Origin of the sequence: Paucisalibacillus globulus (genome assembly GCF_900184735.1) — a bacterium.
Lineage (GTDB): Bacteria > Bacillota > Bacilli > Bacillales > Amphibacillaceae > Ornithinibacillus > Ornithinibacillus globulus_B.
In genome coordinates this window covers 157,518-178,098 of record NZ_LT855388.1, presented here as the reverse complement: position 1 = coordinate 178,098, position 20,581 = coordinate 157,518, and the positions used below count along the sequence as shown (strand labels likewise).

Here is a 20,581-nt window from a genome sequence, read left to right as displayed (position 1 = left end):
TTCTTTAAAGATATGTAAAAGAGGTGGGATATGTGCAAATTTTTAAGAGATGACTTCTTCTATAGCTAGCATGATAGCATAGGCACCACTACTCTTATTTGAAGTAATTACCACCCGATGACCATCTGGATATACAGCAGCGTGAAAACTAACACCAGGATCATATCCCATTACATGTTGTTTGGTTATTTTTCCGTTCTGCATATCAATCCAAATTCCATAGCCATAGTACTCGTCTTCATCACTTTCAGCATATGGTGTTAGAAGCTTGTCCGTTGTTTCTTTGGATAAAAGTTTATTACCAAATAATGCATCCCAGAACTTCATCATATCGCTCGCTGTAATAAACGCACCACCATCAGCTCCACCTTTTATCGGAATGGAGTAGATATTGCTTTTCCAAGTTCCATTCTCTTCATCATCAATATAACCAATTGCAGTATCACGAGGTAATTGATCTAAAGAGAAGTAGCCTGAATCGTTCATTTCAGCTTTTGAGAAAACATTTGTTTCTATAAAATCAGTAAAGCTCATTCCAGATACTTGTTCAATGATTAGTCCTAATACAATAAAAGCTGCATTATTGTAGTGGAACCGTTCACCTGGTTGGTAAAGCATTTCCCGATTTTGAAACATTGGCAAAAAGTCTTTCAGATTTTGCATTAAGTACATTGGCCGTTCTAACCAAAGCTCAGCAAAATCTTCCATAACAGACTCATCAAAGTAATCCGGTATACCAGAAGTATGTGTCAGTAAATGATGGATCGTGACACTCCTCGAGAAATAAGGAAAGTCTATATCCAAGCAATCTTTCAATCTAGTTTGGAAGGATATTTTCCCCTCGTCTACTAATTTACCAATACCAACCGCAGTGAATATCTTACAACCTGATGCAATTCCAAATCGTGTATTCAATGTGTTTTTTAATTGATCTGAACGATTAGAATAACCATGAGCAGATTCATGCAATAATCCACCATTACGGTACACCTGTATTACCCCTGAGAATCCTACTTCTTTAACGATTTCTTCTACTTTACTATCTAATAAATTGTTCATTCTGCTTCTCCCCTTCAGAAAAAGCACAATTAATAATCCCTGCTCCTACATTTTAAATTATTTTCCCAATAATATCCACCTTTGCCAAAATAGTCTTTTTACAAATTTTAACCTTATAACGAGCACGAAGTAGTATAATAGTTATGATATTTATGGTTCCAAAAGGGAGAGAAACCTCTATGTTGAATAGAAATGTTCTTACTATATTGTTAATTAGCAGCTTTATCGTGTTATTAGCTGCTTGTAGTCAAAATACCGACGTTAGTGTAGATAATAATCCACCTAATACAATTACTGATAATGAGTCAGCAAAAGAGCAAGATGATGAAGAACCTGAGGAAGATTCTGTAGTGGAAGAAGAGGAGTTAGTTCTACCATCCCAAGAGCTACAAAAGGGCGACCAAGGTGAAGAAATACTACTATTACAAAAGGCATTAATAAAACTAGGTTACGAGATTAGTCCTTCTAATGTTTATGACTCTGAAACGGTGTGGGCAATTACCGACTTTCAAATCCAAACAGAGAAGCTTTTCATAACCGGAATTTATGATGAACCAACAAGAACTGCATTGGAAGAACTTCTAGAGAAAGAAAAAACTATTACACCTGGTGAGGGATTGCCATTAATAGAGGAAGAAAATCTAGATGAGGATACAGTTGTCATTGCTAATCCGTATGAAGTACTTTCATTAGTAAATAAACAACATGCATTACCAAAAGATTATGTCCCAAGTGATCTAGTATACCCTGAAGTGCGCTTTCCATTTGTCGAAGAATTACCTAAGAGGCAAATGCGTAAAATTGCAGCCGAAGCTTTAGAAAAAATGTTTGCAGATGCAGATTTAGAAAGTCTCGACTTATTTGCGCAATCTGGTTATCGTTCATATGAAAGACAAGATGTTCTATTTGCATCTTATGTTAGTAATCATGGAGAAGAGGAAGCAAATACCTTTAGTGCAAGACCTGGGGAGAGTGAACACCAATCTGGATTAACTATGGATGTAACCAGTCCACATGTAAATTATGCATTAGTCGTAGAATTTGGTGAAACGGAAGAAGGAATCTGGCTGGAGGAACATGCTGCGGAGTATGGCTTTATTATCCGTTATCCAAAAGGAAAGGAAGCAATTACCGGTTATCAATATGAGCCATGGCACCTGCGTTATGTAGGAGTTAAGGCTGCAAAAGAAATCATGGAACGTGGCATCACATTAGAAGAATATTTAGAAGAACTATTAGAAATTTAGAATATAGGATATCTCGTTAAGGAACACGCCCTTTTGTACGAGATATCCTTAAATTTATTTCCATAGTCTTTTAACAGATGACGTCTCCGGTTCTAAAAGATATACATCTGGATTACTTAACTTTTTCCAATCGTTAAAACCAAAACCAGGTTGAAATTCTTTTATTAATAAGGACATTAGATTTCCGTGAGTCGTAATAAGAATATTCTCTTCTTTTTCATTAATGAGTTCATCCACGACTTCCATCCCACGGTTCATTGCTGTCCTACTAGATTCTCCACCGTGATAAAAAATATCTAAATCATCAAAACTCTTCGCTAGCTTCTCCTGCCAATCTACTAGATTTTCCGTGCTCAAGATTCGCTCTGACAAACGGTTATCCGTTTCTATGGGGATATTTCTTGCTTTAGAAAGCGGTAAAGTTGATTCGATAGCTCTTGTGAATGGACTAGTAATGATCCGGTCTATTGTAAACTCTGAGAAGAAATCTACTAATACTTGTGCCTGATTCATACCCTCTTCTGTAAGCTTGGCTTCCTTAGATTGACCTTCCGCTTTACAATGCCTGACAAGGTATATACTTTTGCCCATTTATAGACCTCCAAATAATTACTCTTTCACTGCTGCTTCTCTTTCCGATACCTCTTTCACACGTTCCACAAATTGCACCACCACTTTGTCACTACCTGCTAATTTAACTAGTATTTTAACAAACCACTTCAAAGGATTATTTGTTGTTGTATAACGGAAATAGGTTGTATTGTCATCAATCTTTTTCAAATGATATGCTGCTGTAATTTCAAATACATTAGCTAAATTGAATCCAACTTTTACTCTCTTATAGTCTTCTTCATTCTGATATTCTAGAGTTTCTACATCATATTCTTGAACTCTTTTTCCTTCACGATATTTCTGACGATAAATCGTCCCAACTTTGTCCTCTGTTTCTTTTACAAGGTTATTTTCTATTACATTAGGCATAATTTTTTGCATGTCTTCAAGGTTACCATCAAATAGCTTCCACACCTGATCAATGGGTGCATTAATTTCTATATCCTTCGTCCACTCTTTCATCCCTTTTCCTCCTACAAATTAGTTGTTTGTCCTATTTTACCATATATTGATTAGAGGAGTATTTGCTGGATTCTTAAACTGTTTTAAATACATGAAGAGCGCACCAAGTTTGGTACGCTCTTCTCAAAATGGCTTTAAAATCATTAATGCAATAATAACTAAAAAGATAACATTCTCCATTCTTTCCACAAGAAATAACTTCTTAGCCATTACTTCATATTCTGACGGGATTTCTTCTCCTTGTGCTTCTTTTAATAACTTTTTAATTGGCTTTGATCTCGGTGAAAGTAATAATGGCCCAAACGCAAGAGCAACTAGGAACAGCACTAAACTAGTTACATACCATCCTTGTTGAAATAGGCTTGTGTTAATTGCTCCCATTAAAAGTCCTGAGATTAATAACAAGGTGCCTCCAACCATTGTAAAAATATGAAGTCGATTTCGAATAACATAAGAATGTCTTAGTTCCGTTAAATTAGATGATTTTTGGACAATAAGGATCATCATAAATCCTGGACCCATTCCTAATATAGCTGAAAAAATATGAATAAAGACTAGAACCTCATAAAATGACATAGTAGAACCTCCAATATCATTCTTCTGATTCTATCATACACCTTTTTTTGTAAACTGTACGTGATATCCATCACATAAGAAAATCCTTTCACTATTAATAAATATTTCCAGATGGATTTGCTTTTCTATGCTAAATCGTATACTATGTTGATTGAAAATGATTATCAGTCGCAAAAACGAACGTACTACATTACAACAGCACAAAGAGGTGTTAGACATGCAAGTACTAAAGAAGAAAGCAGATTTAGCTGAAATAATCAGAGAACGCCGTTCCATTAAAAAAGGTTATAACAATAAAATTGTTAGTGAAGAAACCATTACTGAGCTATTAGAAGATGCTATCTGGGCTCCGACTCACGGAATGAGACAACCCTGGAGATTTATATTTGTTGGTGAAAACCAAAAGCAGGACTTTGCTAAGAAGATTGCAAGTACTTACCCAGAAGATAGACAAGAAAACCGTGAAAACTATTTAAATGAACCCAGTGCCATTCTTGTTGTCATCATGGAGAAAGGTGACAATCAGAAGAAACAGGATGAAAACTTTGGAGCAACTGCTTGTATGATTCAAAACTTTCAACTTCTAGCTTGGGAGCAAGAGCTTGGCGTAGTTTGGAAAACAAACCCACATATTTATGATCCAAAAGTGGAAGAAATTCTTCATGTGAAGGAAGATGAGAGAATTATTGGCTTCTTGCATATGGGATATTTTGATGAACTACCCGAGAAGAAAGATCGAATTGCAGTGAGGGACAAATTTAGTACTTTCCAAGTTGGCTAACAATCAGTATAACCCCGTCCTAGTTAGAACGGGGTTATACTGATTGGCCCTTTTATTGTCATTTACATTGGCTTTCAAATTGATTGTTGTTTTTCGGTTAGTTTTATCTGACAAACAGTAGATTAGAAACTGCGCGGTAACATTATTTAGATTTGGTGAAGCTCGATGCTACCGCTCCGGCAGAATACTCCGCTTTCCGCGGGCACGGCCTCAGCCTCCTCGAGGAAAGTTCGCCTCTCTAGGGGTCTTCGGACACGTGCTTTTCCCGCAGGAGTCTCCGTATTCTGCCTGCGCTAGTTTGAGTTTTCTAACTTTAGATTAGCAAATAATTATTGTGTTGGTTTTTATTGCTTATTTTTTTACTCACTCAATACTAGCGTAGGAAATACACGGAGACTCCTGCGGGAGGATAGGCATCGGTGAGACCCCACAGTGCGATAGCACGAGGAGGCTCACCAGCCGCCCGCGGAAAGCGGAGTGTATTTCCGTAGCGGGTATGTTGCTCCCAACTAAAAGTCATACCGTACAGTTTCTGTAAATAGCAACAAAGCATACTGTACGAAATCCACCTTTATAATGCTGCCTATTTCACCGGTTATTAACAGTGGAAACTGGTTAGGTTGTGTCTTTCTCCACCCATAAAGCTGCTTTACGTCCTTGAATCAAATAAATCATCAATATTCCCACCTTTCCAATTTATTAAGAACCACAAAATCTTATAGACTTGTAAAATAAGCAACTTTTCTCTTGTTTTCTTCATAGATTCTTTGAACGTGTTCATTATGAAGTGCTTCCTCCATAGTAGTCTCACGTTTTCTAATTGTTATCGTGAAAAATAAAATGTTTAACGTCATTCCAATCACCTCCTTTAATACCACATAACATAAAAAAACCGCAGAGAGATTCCCCTGCGGTAAAAAAGGCACAAAAATACCGCAGGGACACCATTCTCCCTACGGTATAGGTATGCTTAATTTTAATTGAAAAACTGGTACTCGCTTGTTTAGCGAAAGGGTTAGTTTTTCTTAAACTTCAGGAAAGTGTTTATACTTCCCCGTAGTGATTAAAAAATCTTAAGCGATCCATATCAGTATGGTCGAATGTGTGATTATTCATTTTTAAAGTTGTTAGTGTTAAACCATTAATAATAAAGTTCATTTCATTCGACCTCCTTAAGAATTTTTTAACTAACATGGTAATTATATCCACAATTTGATTGTTTGTAAACATCTTTTGTGAAATTTTCTAAACTTTTTCTACCATGCAAAAATTAAAACTTGTATTTTGTGACATATGTCTGTTCTTGCTTTGATATAATGTTATTCCCAAACTGTACTTTTTAATTTCGCATCATTTTCATGTCTTTCAATTGCTAAGTCAATTAGACGACTAATTAATTCTGAATAAGGAATCCCGCTAATTTCCCATAGCTTTGGATACATACTTATTTTTGTGAATCCTGGTAGTGTATTGACTTCATTTATATATAACTCATTATTCTCTGTTAAGAAAAAGTCAACTCGAGCTAGACCTTCACATTCCAATGTTTTAAACGCTTCAATAGCAGCCTCTTGAACCTTCTTTACTTGTTCTTCTGTAAGGTCTGCTGGAATAGCTAGGTCCGCACCCTTTTCATCGATATATTTTGACTCATACGAATAGAAATCAGTGTTAGGCAGAATCTCACCAGGGATTGATGCTATCGGCTTATCATTCCCTAGCACTGCACACTCTACTTCACGACCAACAATATTTTCTTCAATGACTACTTTGTGATCATATTGGAATGCCGACTCTATTGCAGCCTTGAATTCTTCTTCATTTTTGACTTTACTTACCCCTACTGAAGACCCTTGGTTCGCTGGTTTAATGAACATTGGTGTTCCGAGCATTCCACTTACTTCTTCAAAGTTTAGGTTATCTTTGTTCGGTCGTTTAACCGTAATTCCTTTTGCAACTCGAATTCCCGCTGCACTTAATAATCTTTTCGCTATATCTTTATCCATACATACGGATGAACCTAATACACTAGGGCCTACGAACGGTAAGTTTGCCATCCTTAACATTCCTTGCAAACTTCCATCTTCACCAAGTGTTCCATGCACAATTGGAAACACTACATCAAGCTGTTCAAGGCTTACTGCATCTTCAGCATGAATTAGTTGATTCTCAGAAGTCCCGGGTACAATAGCCACATTATCATTCGATTTATTCAAAGCTATCAATTTAGGATTATTTGCATCTAATAAGTATGAGGATTGGTCATTTAAGTGCCATTTTCCCTCTTTATCAATCCCGATTAAGACAACGTCATATTTTTCTTTATTAATTGCATCTACAATGTTCTTAGCAGATTGCAGTGAAACCTCATGTTCTGCAGATTTCCCACCAAATATTATTCCTACTTTTGTCTTTTTCACGTTAGACGTCCTTTCCATCACAATCTTAGAAAACTTACCGTTCAACAAACTCTTTTTGGCAATTGCATAAGTTATGGAATAAATATTCCATAAAACTAAAATAGCATAGTTTGGCTTGTTTTTAATAGTACCAACACAAAAAATAATGAAAATAAAAAAATACCACCATAGGGTATATCATATTTGACATGGTTCATTAATACAATAACAATGGACAACTAATCGAAGAAGGAGAGCCCTATATGTCACCCATTTTATTTCTACTTCTTACTATATGTATGATACAAGTTATTAGTGTAATTCTCGTCAGTATAATATATCGAAAGCATGTACAATCCATGCATGGCATGATCTTATCCATGACTTTAGGTATGATGACTGGACTCCTATTCGGTACGCTACTAGGATTACATTTAAACGGTGATTTATTTACATCCACCGTTATTTCTATGCTAATCGGCTTCTCAATAGGTTTTTTAGCTGGCCTGCCATTTAGTCTCTTCACTGTCATTGAAGGAAGTGTTTCTGGAATCATGGGAGGGATGATGGGAGCTATGCTTGGAGAAATGATTCCTATGTCCAATCCAGATGCGATGATTAAATTAATGTTCTTCTTCACCTTCATGATTCTGTTACTTGTATCTTACTTAATCGAGACTTCCATCATATCCAAAAAGTTAAATTTACCGATCTTGGTTAGTAATCATCCCTACTTATATATCATAGTCATTACCGTAATATTTTTCCTAATAAAAGATATTTCAATCATTGGGATAGAGAACGAACATAATCATAACAGTTTTTGAGATTTCCAGTTATGAAACATAACCCAAAATAGAATTAATACCGTTATCATAATCAGAATATCATGATGTTTAATGGGGATAGTATTCAAACTACCCGATACTCTTTCCACATGCCTTGGCGGTATAACATCCACTTTTGCTTTTAACTTTACTGTCTTTTTCTTTTGAATTTCCAATCCATTTGCACTTACTAGTTTTCTATTGTTTACTTCTAGACCACTAGCAAATACTTGTTGCCCTTTTCGTACAAAGTTTTCGAAACCATAATCTAATAATGCTTTAGTATCTTGGTATGATCCCATCTGCTGATCTGCGTTTAATGTTATGACAACCAACTCCAGATTTTCACGCTTTGCAGTCGTCGCTAGAGTATATCCTGCTTCTTCAATATATCCAGTTTTTCCACCAGTAACACCAGGATACGGCATCTCTCTAAGTAGTTTATGATGTGTATAAAGGGTTGTATCCCACTTAAGACCGTCCCACTCTTTCTCCATCATCCCAAATATTTCACGGAACTCCTTATTCTTCATGGAGTATTGGACTATTTTGGCTAAGTCTTCCGCCGTCGTGTAATGATTGGGGTCATATAACCCATGCGGATTCTCAAAGTGAGTGTTTTTCACACCTATATACTTTTCTAAGTAATTATTGATATCCTCTGTATATTGTTCCAGACTACCGCTTAAGTGCTCTGCAATCGCTATTCCAGCATCGTTTCCTGAATTTATTAATAAACCTTCTAACAACTGTTGTAGAGAGATTTCTTCTCCCGCTTCCAAATATACAGAAGATCCTAATGTTCGATAAGCATTTTCACTAACTGTAACCACATCATTTAGCTCACCATTCTCTAATGCATATATTGCAGTTGCAATTTTAGTTAAGCTTGCTGGGTAGCTTTTTATTGTTGCATTTTTCTCGTAAAGTACAGTACCAGTCTTCGGTTCTATTAGAATAGCTGCATCACTCTCTACTTGCGGAGATTCCAAAACTTCTGCATGTATAGGTGTTGCAATAGATATGTATATTAGTAGTATTATCCCCGCCATAATCCATTCTCGATGTCTCATTATTTCCCTCCATTACAGCAAACTCACATAGTATATTCTAGTAGAAATAAATTACAGGAATGTTAAATTAAAGAACATGTAACGGATATTTAAAATTGTTATGATACCGTAATATATAAATTTAGTCTTGGTGGTCTTTAGAATCAACAGGGATATTAAACTTGTTTTTAGAGTCTACCAAATCGCTATTATGGAGGGGGTTAGGACAAATACTTATTAGTTATGTCCTAACCCCTTAGATTCATAGGCAGGGCTAAATTCTATTAGCTAGCCATGAGTAGAGTACTATATTACTATTCCATTTTTCCTTAACAGTGTTGGCAGTTACCTTGGTGAAACCATACATATTCTCCTTATTTAAGGGTTATTTACTCAATTTTACTAGAAATAGACTAGTAGCCACCCAACCTTTTACCGGAGGACTATAGAATTGCATACATCATTTCCAATCGGATATAGTAACGGTAGGAGGCAGATTATGAGACAATTTACCAATTTAGAATCCATAGAAGAAATAGACGAATTCATTCAATCGAATACATTAGCTTTTATATATATTTCCCGACCAGACTGTAGTGTCTGCCATGGTCTTATGCCACAGGTTCAGGAAACAATGGTTCCATTTACTGAAATTAAAATGGCACATATTAGTGCAGCTGAAGTGGAGGAAATTGCAGGACACTTCTCTATTTTCACTGTTCCTGTATTACTTTTATTTGTTAATGGAAAAGAATATTTAAGAGAAGCTCGTATTGTACATATGGATCTATTCGAGGATAAAATTAGGAAAATCTATAAAAATGTGGTTGGATAATGACTATCCAACCACATGATTTTATATTTCTCTACGCATTGCTTTTAGTACATCAATCTGTGTCGCTCGTTTTGCTGGGCGCATTCCTGATAGTATTGTAACAATCAAACAAATGGCAACAGCAATTAATACAAGACTTAACGGAATACTTGAAAATTGTAATCCTTCTGGCATTTCTTCTTCAAAAGCTATTTCCAATATCATCGGTAATCCAATATTTACAACAACACTAGTAGCATACGCAACAATGGTTCCTATTATTGCACCGATAATACCGATATAAGTACTTTCTAGTAGAAAGATTTGCTTAATCGTTTTCGGATTCGCACCAATCGCTTTCATAATACCAATATCTGGTGCTCTTTCCGTTACTGCCATAGTCATCGTATTATAAATTCCAATCGACGCGATGATTAAAGCGATAGTACCAACTAATATTAATCCAGCCTTCGCAATGGTAAATAGTGTATTAATTTGTTTCATTTCACTAACTACAGAATACGTTGCATATTTTTCTTCATTTAAAGTATCCACAATACCTTGAACTTCTTCAAGATTATCTGCATAAACATTTACTTGATCAAATACCTGGAGATGACCTGTTTCTATTTCCTCAGAATCATAAACAATCCCTCCACCAGCTGTACCAGTAAATGTTTCTATTTGTTTAAACACTTCTTGTGATATATAGACATCTCGGTCTTGCATCCATTCCCTACCAGGCTTTTCAATAATACCAACAACCGTTAGCGGAATCTCCTCTGTGACGTTACCCTCTTCATCTTGTTTTACTGTCATTAGAATAGTTTGGCCGATTAATTCCCCTTTATAGCGAAACTCTTCCTCCGGGTAACCAGTCTCTTCATCGTAGACAACATCTTCTGAATCTATTACTAACGTATCAGAGAAATGATATCCTACAACCACTTCATTTGCTTTCTCTGGTAATCTACCATCCGAAAGTTCTAAACCTGATGCGATTTCAGACGGATAATGAGCAGAAACTGCCATTGCCTCCGACTTATACTCATCAAGAGTATAGATTGGCATTTGTCTTAATTGGGTTCTCCTAGTAACAGCTTTTACATGGTCTAACTTCTCTAGCTTATCTATATCAGCTACTGTTATAGAATCATAGCCTTCCGCGGATTCCTTTCCATAGACTTGGACCTCTGTTACAACTTGGTCTTCAAGTGTCTCTTTTACCACGCTTTGTTGTAAGCCATACCCAACTGATGCAAGGACGATTAAGAATGCACATCCCATAGCTGTTGCCAATATGGTCATAAAAGTTCTAGCTCTATTCTTCTTGATATTTTGCCTTATAAATCGATATCTGTCCTTCAATCTCATACTGCATTAGCTCCTTCCATGATGCGGCCATCTCTGATAGAAATGGTACGATCGCCAATTTGGGCAACTTCTTCATCGTGAGTGATGATTAGGAAGGTGATGCCAAGCTCTTGATTAAGCTTCTGTATAATCTCTAAAATCTCTGACTCTGTTTCACTATCTAAACTACCAGTCGGTTCATCTGCTAAGATTAAGGTCGGCTCTAGCACTAGAGCTCTTGCAATACTAACACGTTGTTGTTGGCCACCAGATAGTTCACTTGGGTAATGATCTTGAAAATCTCGAAGCCCAACATTCTCCATCATTCTAACAACTATCTCTTTTCGCTTTTTCTCCTCTTCACCCTTTAGGATTAAAGGTAGTTCAATATTTTGATAGGCTGTCATACTGGGGATTAATTGAAAGCTTTGAAATATAAATCCAATATGCTTAAGACGAAAATCCGCAAACTTTGCTTCTGAAAGGTCAGAAACTATCTGGCCTTCCATCCATATTTCTCCTTCTGTTGGACGAATGAAGCCACTTATTAAATTTAATAATGTAGATTTACCAGAACCACTTTTTCCAACGACAGAGACTATTTCACCTCTTCTAACTTCCATGTTAATATCTTTTAGGACAGGTAAGATTGTCTTTCTACCTTTTTTTCCCAATTCAAAGTGATGACTCAAGTTTTTAATTTGTATCAATTTTCTTCCTCCCGTAATTAGTTCTTTTTAACAGAATAGAAATTTAGTGAATAGTCATTTCTGTCATCACTGTTCTGTTTTGATACAATCTCACCTTTGTATAATACTTCTCCTGTCGTTACATCTCCCACAAAGATTTTGGCAGTATTTTTCATGTCATTTTCTACTGCGTAAATTTTGTTGTCGATGATTTTAATATTGGAGTCTTCCATATCAAGCTCTTTTAGGCTGTATGTTTGCTGCGATTCCAACTTGTAATTTTCCAGACTGTAACTCAATACAACTAGGTTACCTTCGTCTACATAGGAAATATAAACATGTGTGTCAAATACAAAGCCACTCAAATTAAATTCATTTAATAGTAGTTTTTCATAATGTTCTTCTGGTATTTGAAGCTCTTGTAACTGATTTGTACTTATATTGTAGATATAGAATGCTCTTTCTAAGAGCTCAGATTTAATTTCATCTGTGAATCCATCAGTTTGATTAACTTCTAAATCTCGACCTATATCCTTTACTAACAACAAATTATCTCCAGATCCTATCTCACTGTGATGATTTAAAAATGATAAGTGTGACCATCTATCTTTATTGCTTTGTTCGCTTGGGTCAAATAAAGTTTGATCCCCTACAATTTGACCAGAGGAAATATCCATCGTATACACCTTTATTTCATCAACATATTGGTCAGCTAAAAGATAGTTTAATTTAACAATGACATATAGATTTTCTTTGACTACTTGAGCTTTTAATACATCTACATGATTTACTTCTTCTACACCGGGGAGATCGGTTTGAAATGAATGTGATTTATTTGTTTCTTTATTTAGCACATCTACTTCTAAATAATATTCTGGTAGATAGTTTGTACCCCAATCCGATATTTCTGCTCCTACATATGCTAGGTGTTCTTCATTATCAAAAAAAGAAGACGGATTATACATCTTACCTCTCATAAAGTTTCGATAGTTATCCTTAAGCTTTGTTGCTTCATTAGGTGGAAAGTATGGTTCCAGTTTTTCAAAATAGGATAATTCTTCGTAATAAGTAGAACCTTCAAGAGTTACTATTAAAGGACTAGAATTACCTTCCTCCTGATAATAGTCGCCAGTAATGGCAATATGTTCTAATACACTTTTATCACCACTAATTGTCTTAATCTCTAAGTCAGGAAATTGACTTGCGACAACTATTGCAGTATGAATAAAGTAAGTTACTAATATGGCTACAATCGTGATTGCCAAAGCTATTAGTTTCCAGAATCGCTTTAATACCATCTCATCACACCCTTATCTTCTTGTTCAGTAAGTAATGACTCATCCAAATCGAACCAGATATGACGACTAGACCCGTAATCGCCATTAGAATAAAAATCTCAATTGGATAAAAGAACTCGTTTAAGATTGTTACTTGTAATAAAATTGGGGATATAAAGATGAGTAGAGAAACCCCTGCAAACAATATGCCAAATAAAATTCCTTTTAGACGATAGCATCGCTCAAATAGAATCCCTGTAAATGTAACAAAAACAGCCATGAATCCAATTCCATAATTAATGAAAAACTGGATAATTGAGTTTGGGTAAAGAACACCCATATAATCGAAATTAAATATAATTTGTTTTAAGCTTTGGTCTTCTCTAAACGCATCTGAAACCAAGATTTTTAATAACTCATTCTCCAATAAGATAAATACTAATTGCAATGAGATCAAACCTAGTACCATTAAAAATATGGTGGAAGCTTTTGCAAAAAATAAATTGATTCTTGCAGTAGGTATCATCAATAGTCGATAAATAAATGTGTTTTTTCCAAACCAATCACGGTACCAGATGAAGAACACATAAATTAATAGAGTCACAATAGCGATTATTATTGGACCACCAAACCAAAAGGTCCTTGTTAAAGAACTAAAGGAGAAGGTTCCTAAATTAATTGTTATCCACTCCATTGAGTTTCCCATCGCCAGTTGCTCCTCAACATCACTCATATAACTACTGGATAGAAGAATCATTCCAATCGTTTGCATCACCAAAGTTAACCCAATTAAAGTAATGTATATCTTTGAAAAGCGATTTAGTTCAAAATTTGTTAGCTTTAAAAAGTTCTTCATGCTTGGTACACCTCTCTCATCACATCGATGATGGACTTGCCTTCATTTTCCCTTACATCTTCTGCATTAAATTCTCTTAATACCACGCCATCATTTAAGATGACAGCTTTATCAATTAAGTGTTCGATATCACTAATTTCATGTGTGGTAATGACAACACCACGATCTTCGACTAGATGACTAGTAAATACATCAGCTATTTGTTCTCTACTAAAAATATCAATTCCAGAGAATGGTTCATCCATTAGTAGATAGTCTACATCCAGTGCTAAACCTAGTAGCATGTTCACCTTTGCTGTGTTTCCTTTTGAAAGTGAAGAGATGCGGTCATTCGGATCTAATTTAAAGAACGACAGCAATTCATCAGCTCGAACTTGATTCCATGATTGGTAAAAGTCAGCCATAAACTGCATAGCATCGGCAATTCTCATTTGGGGCAACATGGTTATTGCATCCGGGATAAACGTAATTTTCTCATAGCTTTCTTTATGAATCTTTTCTCCATCAATTAAAACCTCTCCGCTATTAATAGGTGTCAGATTCATAATGGCATTTAAGATCGTTGTTTTCCCAACACCATTTATCCCAATCAGACAAGTAATCTCACCTTTATTTGCGGTAAACGAGACACCATTTAAAACCTTTTTTCTACCAAACTTCTTGGTAATGTCTTTCACTTCAATCATTGGTTACCCTCCTGTTCATTCGGGTTTTTATGATAATTCTTCTTGATCAATTCAACAGCTTCTTCGAGTGACACATTTATCGATTGGATAGAAGCAATAAATGTATTTACAGCTTCTAAAATTAATTCTTCACGAACATGTTTTATAATTACTTCGTCTTTCGTAATCCTACTTGGTAGATTCCCCTCTGTAAAAATCAAACCTTGTTCCTCCATTTCCTTGTATGCTCTCTGTGCAGTGTTCGGATTTATCTTTAATTTATTTGCTAGTTCACGCCGTGAGGCTATTTCTTGGCCAGGTTCTAAAATCCCTGTAGCAATTTGTTCTTTGAAGTACCGAATCACTTGAATATATACAGGATCCCGACTGTTTAATTTAATATTCATAGCTACAACTCCTAATTTTCTTGATGACACCCTTCTGTTCGTTCACTGTATTAACACCTTAATACATCATTTCCAAAAAAACATGTATTAAACCCTTAATACACTATCTGTTGTGTATTATATGCTTAATACACTTTAAATGTCAACAGGATTTATTAAAATTCTTTAAAGTCACCTCCAATGACCTATTCTTTCGTTGGTGTTATGATGAATATAGAAAATAACACAGTTGAAGATACTGATAAGTGAATAAAGAGGGGAAAATATGAAATTAGTATCATGGAATGTTAACGGACTACGAGCTTGCGTCCGAAAAGGTTTTTTAGATTATTTCAAAGAAGTTAATGCTGATATTTTTTGTGTCCAAGAGACAAAACTTCAAGAAGGACAAATAAATCTTGAACTAGATGGATATTATCAATATTGGAACTATGCCGAGAGAAAAGGCTATTCCGGTACCGCTGTTTTTACCAAACAACAGCCACTATCGGTTAAGTATGGGTTAGGTGACGAAGATTCCCAATCAGAAGGGCGCATTATCACTATGGAATTTGAAGAATTCTTTCTGATTAATGTCTATACCCCTAACTCACAGCGTGATTTAGCTAGACTCGACGTAAGGTTAGAATGGGAGGATGCTTTATTCGAACACGTTATAGCACATGACAGAATGAAGCCTGTTGTGTTATGTGGTGACTTGAATGTGGCCCATAATGAAATTGATATCCGTAATTATAAATCGAATTACGGAAACTCAGGATTCACTGACGAAGAACGTGGAAAAATGACTCGTTTTCTAGATGCAGGCTTTGTTGATACCCTGCGCTACTTCTATCCTGAAAAAGATGGAATCTATACGTGGTGGTCTTACATGAAAACTGTCAGAGAACGAAATATTGGATGGAGAATCGACTATTTCATTGTTTCAGAAAGATGGACAGAAAAACTAGTCGATTCTAATGCACATACAACTGTTCTAGGCAGTGATCACTGCCCTATAGCTTTAGAAATCGACATGTAATATTTTTTTCGACAATAACAGACAAAAAGCGGGGAGTGCCAGGCACCTCCCTCTTGAACAAGAAAGGTGCGATATGATGGAAAATGTGAAGCTTACTTCTTTATCTTCTAAAGGTGGTTGTGGTTGTAAGATTGGTCCGGCTGATTTAACACAGGTGTTACGGAATCTACCTACTCCTGTAGCAGATCCTAATCTTTTAGTTGGTCTAGATACGAGTGATGATGCTGGTGTCTATAAACTGACAGATGATATTGCTATTGTACAAACGTTGGACTTCTTTACCCCAATTGTGGATGACCCCTATGACTTTGGTCAAGTTGCTGCAGCAAATGCTATTAGTGACGTTTACGCAATGGGAGGTAGACCTCTAACAGCACTTAATATTGTGGCATTTCCAATATCTACATTAGACAAAAGCATCTTATCTGAAATCTTGCGTGGAGCTGGAGATAAACTGAAAGAGGCAAATATTACACTTGTTGGCGGACACTCTATTAATGATCAAGAACCTAAATTCGGATTAGCAGTAACAGGAGTTGTCCATCCTAATAAAGTAAGAACAAACACCGGGGCAAAGCCTGGTGACAAACTTATTCTAACTAAGCCTATTGGTGTTGGTATCTTAACAACATCCATTAAAAACAATTTATTAACCGATGAAGAAGTGAAACATGTCACATCCGTCATGACTACGTTAAATAAAACGGCTGCTGAAGTCATGGAAAACTATGATGTACATGCTTCCACTGATGTCACCGGTTTCGGGTTATTAGGACATGGTTCAGAAATGGCAATTGGAAGTAATGTAGGTATGACCATCTATTCTGATCAAGTTCCCGTCCTTCCCCGTGTCCGTGAATTAGCAGAATCAGGCTCCATGCCTGGTGGAACTAAGAACAACTACAAGCATGTAGAAGATGTTGTCATCTATCCAGAAGATATGGATTCTATTGATAGACATATCCTATGTGATGCCGTAACATCTGGAGGTTTATTAATATCTGTAGAGGGAACTAAAGCTGATTCTTTACTTGAAGATTTAATTGCTAAAGGCGTTGAGGCAAGCATCATTGGAGACATTACGGAAGAAAACAAAGGTAAAATTATAGTTCGTTAATAATTAAGAAGGTGTTAGAATGGTTCAGGATATTTCCTTACTTGAATTATTGGAAAAAAGAACAAAACAAAGCCACACATTAGTAGATGTTCGCTCACCAAAAGAATTTGAACAAGGCACAATACCTGGTAGTATCAACATTCCGATATTCACCGATATAGAGCGAGCGGAAGTTGGAACCATCTATAAAAAAGTCGGTCCGGCAGAAGCGAAAGAACGAGGTTTACAGATTTTCTCCCAAAAGCTTCCCGCCTATATTCAAGAATTTAGGAAGATAGATACCTCTATAACAGTCTTTTGCTGGCGTGGAGGAATGAGAAGTAAAACAGCAGCGACCGTCCTTGGATTAATGGACATCGAATCTACCCGTTTAGCTGGCGGGATCCGTTCATATCGCAACTTTGTTCTAGAATACTTAGAAAAAGAAACCTTCCAACCAGAGTTCATTGTCCTTAACGGCTTCACCGGTACTGGAAAAACCGCTATTTTGAAAAAGTTAGCGTGTAATGGATACCCTGTAATCGACTTAGAACAAATGGCTAATCATCGGGGGTCCATTTTTGGACATATTGGACTAAATCCAAGTAATCAGAAGCGATTTGATTCACTTTTAGTTGAAAAAATGATGGATTATGAAAGTACTCCATTTGTATTTGTCGAAGGGGAAAGTAAGCGTATTGGCAAAATACTTATACCTGATTTCCTTTACGAGAAGAAAGAAAAAGGATTACAACTCATTATTCAACTACCGATCGAAGAGAGAGTGCGGAATATTTTAGATGATTACCAACCTTGGGGATCCCCTGAACGGTTCCTTGAGGCATTCCATATCATCAAAAAACGAATCCATACACCAGTAGCAAAACAAATTGGAGAATTCCTCAACCAAGAAAACTACGTTGAAGCAACAAGCTTGTTGTTGGAGCATTATTATGACCCAAGATATGAACATTCTACAAAAGACTTTATAGGTGAGAAAATAATCATTCAAGCAGGTAATACAGAAGATGCTTATAACAAAATCCTAGAAGCTTTAGAAACAAGAGGTATCTTAGCTAGCAATCAGTTTATTAATTAAATTTAGTTGTTAGCTAAGGAGTTGTAGTTTTACGTATGTTGATTTAAAAGAAACTGTGTGGTAATTACCCTGTAAGATTGATAAGTATGGAGGAATAATACTATGTTTTTGAGATAAGTGGTGTTTAAATTATTCTTTCACTCTATACTAGCGAAGGAAATACACGGAGACTCCTGCGGGAGGATAGGCATCGGTGAGACCCCGCAGTGCGTAAGCACGAGGAGGCTCACCGGCCGCCCGCGGCAAGGTAGACACTGCGACGGTTCTTCCGAGCAGATGTCGCCCCTGTGCTGACAGTAAAAGCGGAGTGTATTTCCGTAGCGGGTATGGTGCTCCCCAAAAAGAATACTAGCAGCACAGTTTCTAATAAATTAACATCAACTATATTAAAGGGTAGCAATGAATGTGCTCACTGCTACCCTTAATCATTATTGCTTAAGCTTTTGAAAATAGTCAATTATTCCAAGTGCACTTATTTGCATATCTAAATTAATTAATATATAAACAGGATGATCATCAGGGACTTGCAGTTGTTTAAGGTGCTCTTTCACACGATTAAACATTCTCACAGCGAGAACATCATACCCTTTCCCCTCTGCTATAACCCGCTCTCCTTCATCTACAAAAATATCCAACCACTCTGATACTTGATGTAAGGCTTTTGTTGTTTTTAATGTTGAACCAAAATGCCCAAAGTAGATAAAATCTAAATTCATATCCAACATTCGATCGATAGATTCATGCATAGCTGTTGGGTCAAAATGGTTTGGTGAGGTCGAGGGTAAGAACAAATCAATTCCTAGCGGATCTAATTGGTCATAACGAACTCCTGCCGTATCTCCAGTAAACATTCCATTACTGACTGGATCATATATCCCAAGATGGTGCCGAGCATGACCAGGTGTATCCAAGAATTGCAATGTACACTCTGGCCCAATTTGGAGGGTATCCCCTTCATCTTTTACCATGATTTTATCCTCTGGAATTGGTTCCACAGGATCAAAGAACTCTGAAAAGCTTTCCCCATAGATTGCTCTTGCTCCACCAGTTAATTTCACAGGATCAATTAAATGTCTTTTTCCTCGTGGATGAACAATAACCTTTGCATGGGGACAAAGCTTAATAAGTACACCTGCTCCACCAGCATGATCTAAATGAATATGTGTAAGTATGATATATTTGACCTCATTTAATGTATGCCCTAAATCTTGAAGGCCTTTTCTTATATGTTTGATTGAGGGACTAGGTCCGGTTTCCACAATGGTAAGTTCTTCTTCATCAATAACATATGTACCAGTTCTTGAAGGAATCCCCATATCGAATCCATCAATTAAATGTATTCGGTCCGTAATTTGAATCGGTAATCTTCCTTGCATTCGCTTCCCCTCCCTATTTTCAATTTAATCGTAGCATTTATTAGGAAAAAATTCATTTACTATAATTCGGAACATACTTAAAAGCATGTTAATGTATCAGTTATTATTATCCTCCTTATATAACATCTCATTTATGCCAATCAAACACATCTTTCCTAATAAATGGCTAGGATATTTCAGTCAGTAATAGTCAAAAATATACTTGATTCTTCTTAAGGAGGTAATTTAACTTGGACATGAATAATCAACAGCAACAGAATTTAACAGGTACTTCTCAAATGCCAGCTAATATAAGTCATGGTGGTCACGAGTTATTTGATGCACATGAAGCAATTGGCGGTTTAGTTGGTGGAATGGAACAATATATGATTTATGAGCAATATGTTCAAGATCCACAATTAAAAACGATGATGAATCAACACAAGATATTTTTGACTCAACTGTATAACACCCTTGTTGAGACACTTAAAACAGGGAATGAGCCATCTGTTAAAACACAAACCTATAATATGGCGAGTGGAAATGATGTACTATATGGAATGACACCATCACAACCTAAAAAGCCCGCACAATCTGTGAATGAAATTAATGATCAATGTGTTACCGGCTTTATGATGGGATGCCTAAAATCTAGTGCATCAGCGTTTACAATGGCAGCATTGGAGTCAACTAACCCCGTCCTAAGAAGGGTATTTGCTGATAGTATCCCTAACATCATCGAAATGGCATATGAAGTATTCCTGTACCAAAACAAACATCAATATTACCAAGTACCTCAATTAAAACAAGAAGATATGCAAAACTACATCAATAGTTTTGCACCAGTTCAAGGAACACTACCTCATTAATCTAAATTGACTACCTTGGGTGCTCAGATCGAGCACCCTTTTTGTAATAAATATTTACTTATTGA

General features: G+C 36.2%; 22 protein-coding genes. 8 read left to right on the top strand and 14 right to left on the bottom strand.

Annotation, left to right across the window (positions count from 1 at the left end):
- Positions 1-42: 42 nt before the first annotated feature.
- Positions 43-1,059 (bottom strand): serine hydrolase domain-containing protein, encoded by a 1,017-nt coding sequence (locus BN999_RS08050; RefSeq protein ID WP_096270875.1) that lies wholly within the window; start codon positions 1,057-1,059, stop codon positions 43-45.
- A gap of 179 nt (positions 1,060-1,238) precedes the next feature.
- Between BN999_RS08050 and BN999_RS08045 the strand changes: the two genes are divergently transcribed.
- Complete coding sequence (locus BN999_RS08045; RefSeq protein ID WP_096270874.1) at positions 1,239-2,306, top strand: D-alanyl-D-alanine carboxypeptidase family protein; 1,068 nt, start codon at positions 1,239-1,241, stop codon at positions 2,304-2,306.
- A gap of 54 nt (positions 2,307-2,360) precedes the next feature.
- Here BN999_RS08045 and BN999_RS08040 read toward each other — a convergent pair whose 3' ends face one another.
- The 3 genes from BN999_RS08040 to BN999_RS08030 all read right to left on the bottom strand — a co-directional run bounded on the left by BN999_RS08040 (position 2,361) and on the right by BN999_RS08030 (position 3,956).
- Entirely contained in the window at positions 2,361-2,897 is a 537-nt protein-coding gene (locus tag BN999_RS08040) for a histidine phosphatase family protein (protein WP_096270873.1), read from the bottom strand.
- Between the two features lie 18 nt (positions 2,898-2,915).
- Positions 2,916-3,380 carry an SRPBCC family protein gene (locus tag BN999_RS08035; protein WP_096270872.1) on the bottom strand — a complete coding sequence of 155 codons (465 nt, stop codon included), beginning with the start codon at positions 3,378-3,380 and terminating at the stop codon, positions 2,916-2,918.
- Positions 3,381-3,503: 123 nt separating this feature from the next.
- On the bottom strand, positions 3,504-3,956 hold the full coding sequence (locus tag BN999_RS08030; RefSeq protein WP_096270871.1) for a DUF2269 family protein: 453 nt from the start codon (positions 3,954-3,956) through the stop codon (positions 3,504-3,506).
- A 217-nt stretch (positions 3,957-4,173) separates the two neighbouring features.
- Here BN999_RS08030 and BN999_RS08025 point away from each other — a divergent pair, with 217 nt between their 5' ends.
- A complete protein-coding gene (locus tag BN999_RS08025) occupies positions 4,174-4,737 on the top strand; it encodes a nitroreductase family protein (protein WP_096270870.1) in 564 nt (187 codons plus the stop codon).
- A gap of 716 nt (positions 4,738-5,453) precedes the next feature.
- On the opposite strand, the gene BN999_RS08020 is transcribed toward BN999_RS08025, so the two are convergent.
- Together BN999_RS08020 and ddlA are read right to left on the bottom strand one after the other, a co-directional pair.
- On the bottom strand, positions 5,454-5,591 hold the full coding sequence (locus BN999_RS08020) for a YrzI family small protein (protein ID WP_096270869.1): 138 nt from the start codon (positions 5,589-5,591) through the stop codon (positions 5,454-5,456).
- Positions 5,592-6,056: 465 nt separating this feature from the next.
- On the bottom strand, positions 6,057-7,157 hold the full coding sequence (ddlA, locus tag BN999_RS08015) for a D-alanine--D-alanine ligase (protein ID WP_096270868.1): 1,101 nt from the start codon (positions 7,155-7,157) through the stop codon (positions 6,057-6,059).
- A gap of 242 nt (positions 7,158-7,399) precedes the next feature.
- On the opposite strand from ddlA, the gene BN999_RS08010 reads away from it, so the two are divergent.
- Positions 7,400-7,963 carry a hypothetical protein gene (locus BN999_RS08010; RefSeq protein ID WP_096270867.1) on the top strand — a complete coding sequence of 188 codons (564 nt, stop codon included), beginning with the start codon at positions 7,400-7,402 and terminating at the stop codon, positions 7,961-7,963.
- Here the strand turns inward: BN999_RS08010 and BN999_RS08005 are convergent.
- Complete coding sequence (locus tag BN999_RS08005) at positions 7,948-9,036, bottom strand: D-alanyl-D-alanine carboxypeptidase family protein (RefSeq protein WP_096270866.1); 1,089 nt, start codon at positions 9,034-9,036, stop codon at positions 7,948-7,950. The genes BN999_RS08010 and BN999_RS08005 overlap by 16 nt on opposite strands.
- Positions 9,037-9,514: 478 nt before the next feature.
- Here BN999_RS08005 and BN999_RS08000 point away from each other — a divergent pair, with 478 nt between their 5' ends.
- Entirely contained in the window at positions 9,515-9,850 is a 336-nt protein-coding gene (locus tag BN999_RS08000) for a thioredoxin family protein (RefSeq protein ID WP_096270865.1), read from the top strand.
- A gap of 21 nt (positions 9,851-9,871) precedes the next feature.
- Here the strand turns inward: BN999_RS08000 and BN999_RS07995 are convergent, their stop codons facing one another.
- From BN999_RS07995 to BN999_RS07970, 6 genes are read right to left on the bottom strand one after another with little or no spacing between them, the layout of a single operon-like run.
- The gene (locus BN999_RS07995; RefSeq protein ID WP_096270864.1) at positions 9,872-11,203 is read right to left on the bottom strand and encodes an ABC transporter permease; all 1,332 of its coding nucleotides are present in this window, start codon (positions 11,201-11,203) and stop codon (positions 9,872-9,874) included.
- Positions 11,200-11,892 carry an ABC transporter ATP-binding protein gene (locus BN999_RS07990; protein WP_096270863.1) on the bottom strand — a complete coding sequence of 231 codons (693 nt, stop codon included), beginning with the start codon at positions 11,890-11,892 and terminating at the stop codon, positions 11,200-11,202. Before BN999_RS07990 ends, BN999_RS07995 begins: the two co-directional genes overlap by 4 nt.
- Positions 11,893-11,909: 17 nt before the next feature.
- Positions 11,910-13,169 (bottom strand): hypothetical protein, encoded by a 1,260-nt coding sequence (locus tag BN999_RS07985; protein WP_096270862.1) that lies wholly within the window; start codon positions 13,167-13,169, stop codon positions 11,910-11,912.
- A gap of 4 nt (positions 13,170-13,173) precedes the next feature.
- Positions 13,174-14,004, bottom strand: a complete 831-nt coding sequence (locus BN999_RS07980; protein WP_096270861.1) for a hypothetical protein — start codon at positions 14,002-14,004, stop codon at positions 13,174-13,176.
- Positions 14,001-14,690, bottom strand: a complete 690-nt coding sequence (locus tag BN999_RS07975; RefSeq protein WP_096270860.1) for an ABC transporter ATP-binding protein — start codon at positions 14,688-14,690, stop codon at positions 14,001-14,003. Before BN999_RS07975 ends, BN999_RS07980 begins: the two co-directional genes overlap by 4 nt.
- A complete protein-coding gene (locus BN999_RS07970; RefSeq protein ID WP_096270859.1) occupies positions 14,687-15,076 on the bottom strand; it encodes a GntR family transcriptional regulator in 390 nt (129 codons plus the stop codon). Before BN999_RS07970 ends, BN999_RS07975 begins: the two co-directional genes overlap by 4 nt.
- A gap of 265 nt (positions 15,077-15,341) precedes the next feature.
- Between BN999_RS07970 and BN999_RS07965 the strand changes: the two genes are divergently transcribed.
- From BN999_RS07965 to mnmH, 3 genes are all read left to right on the top strand, one after another.
- Positions 15,342-16,097, top strand: a complete 756-nt coding sequence (locus tag BN999_RS07965) for an exodeoxyribonuclease III (protein ID WP_096270858.1) — start codon at positions 15,342-15,344, stop codon at positions 16,095-16,097.
- Positions 16,098-16,173: 76 nt separating this feature from the next.
- A complete protein-coding gene (gene selD / locus BN999_RS07960) occupies positions 16,174-17,214 on the top strand; it encodes a selenide, water dikinase SelD (protein WP_373453626.1) in 1,041 nt (346 codons plus the stop codon).
- A 19-nt stretch (positions 17,215-17,233) separates the two neighbouring features.
- Positions 17,234-18,292 (top strand): tRNA 2-selenouridine(34) synthase MnmH, encoded by a 1,059-nt coding sequence (gene mnmH / locus BN999_RS07955; RefSeq protein WP_096270856.1) that lies wholly within the window; start codon positions 17,234-17,236, stop codon positions 18,290-18,292.
- Positions 18,293-18,720: 428 nt separating this feature from the next.
- Here mnmH and BN999_RS07950 read toward each other — a convergent pair whose 3' ends face one another.
- Complete coding sequence (locus BN999_RS07950; RefSeq protein WP_096270855.1) at positions 18,721-19,668, bottom strand: MBL fold metallo-hydrolase; 948 nt, start codon at positions 19,666-19,668, stop codon at positions 18,721-18,723.
- Between the two features lie 236 nt (positions 19,669-19,904).
- Between BN999_RS07950 and BN999_RS07945 the strand changes: the two genes are divergently transcribed.
- On the top strand, positions 19,905-20,516 hold the full coding sequence (locus tag BN999_RS07945) for a spore coat protein (protein ID WP_096270972.1): 612 nt from the start codon (positions 19,905-19,907) through the stop codon (positions 20,514-20,516).
- Positions 20,517-20,581: the final 65 nt, after the last annotated feature.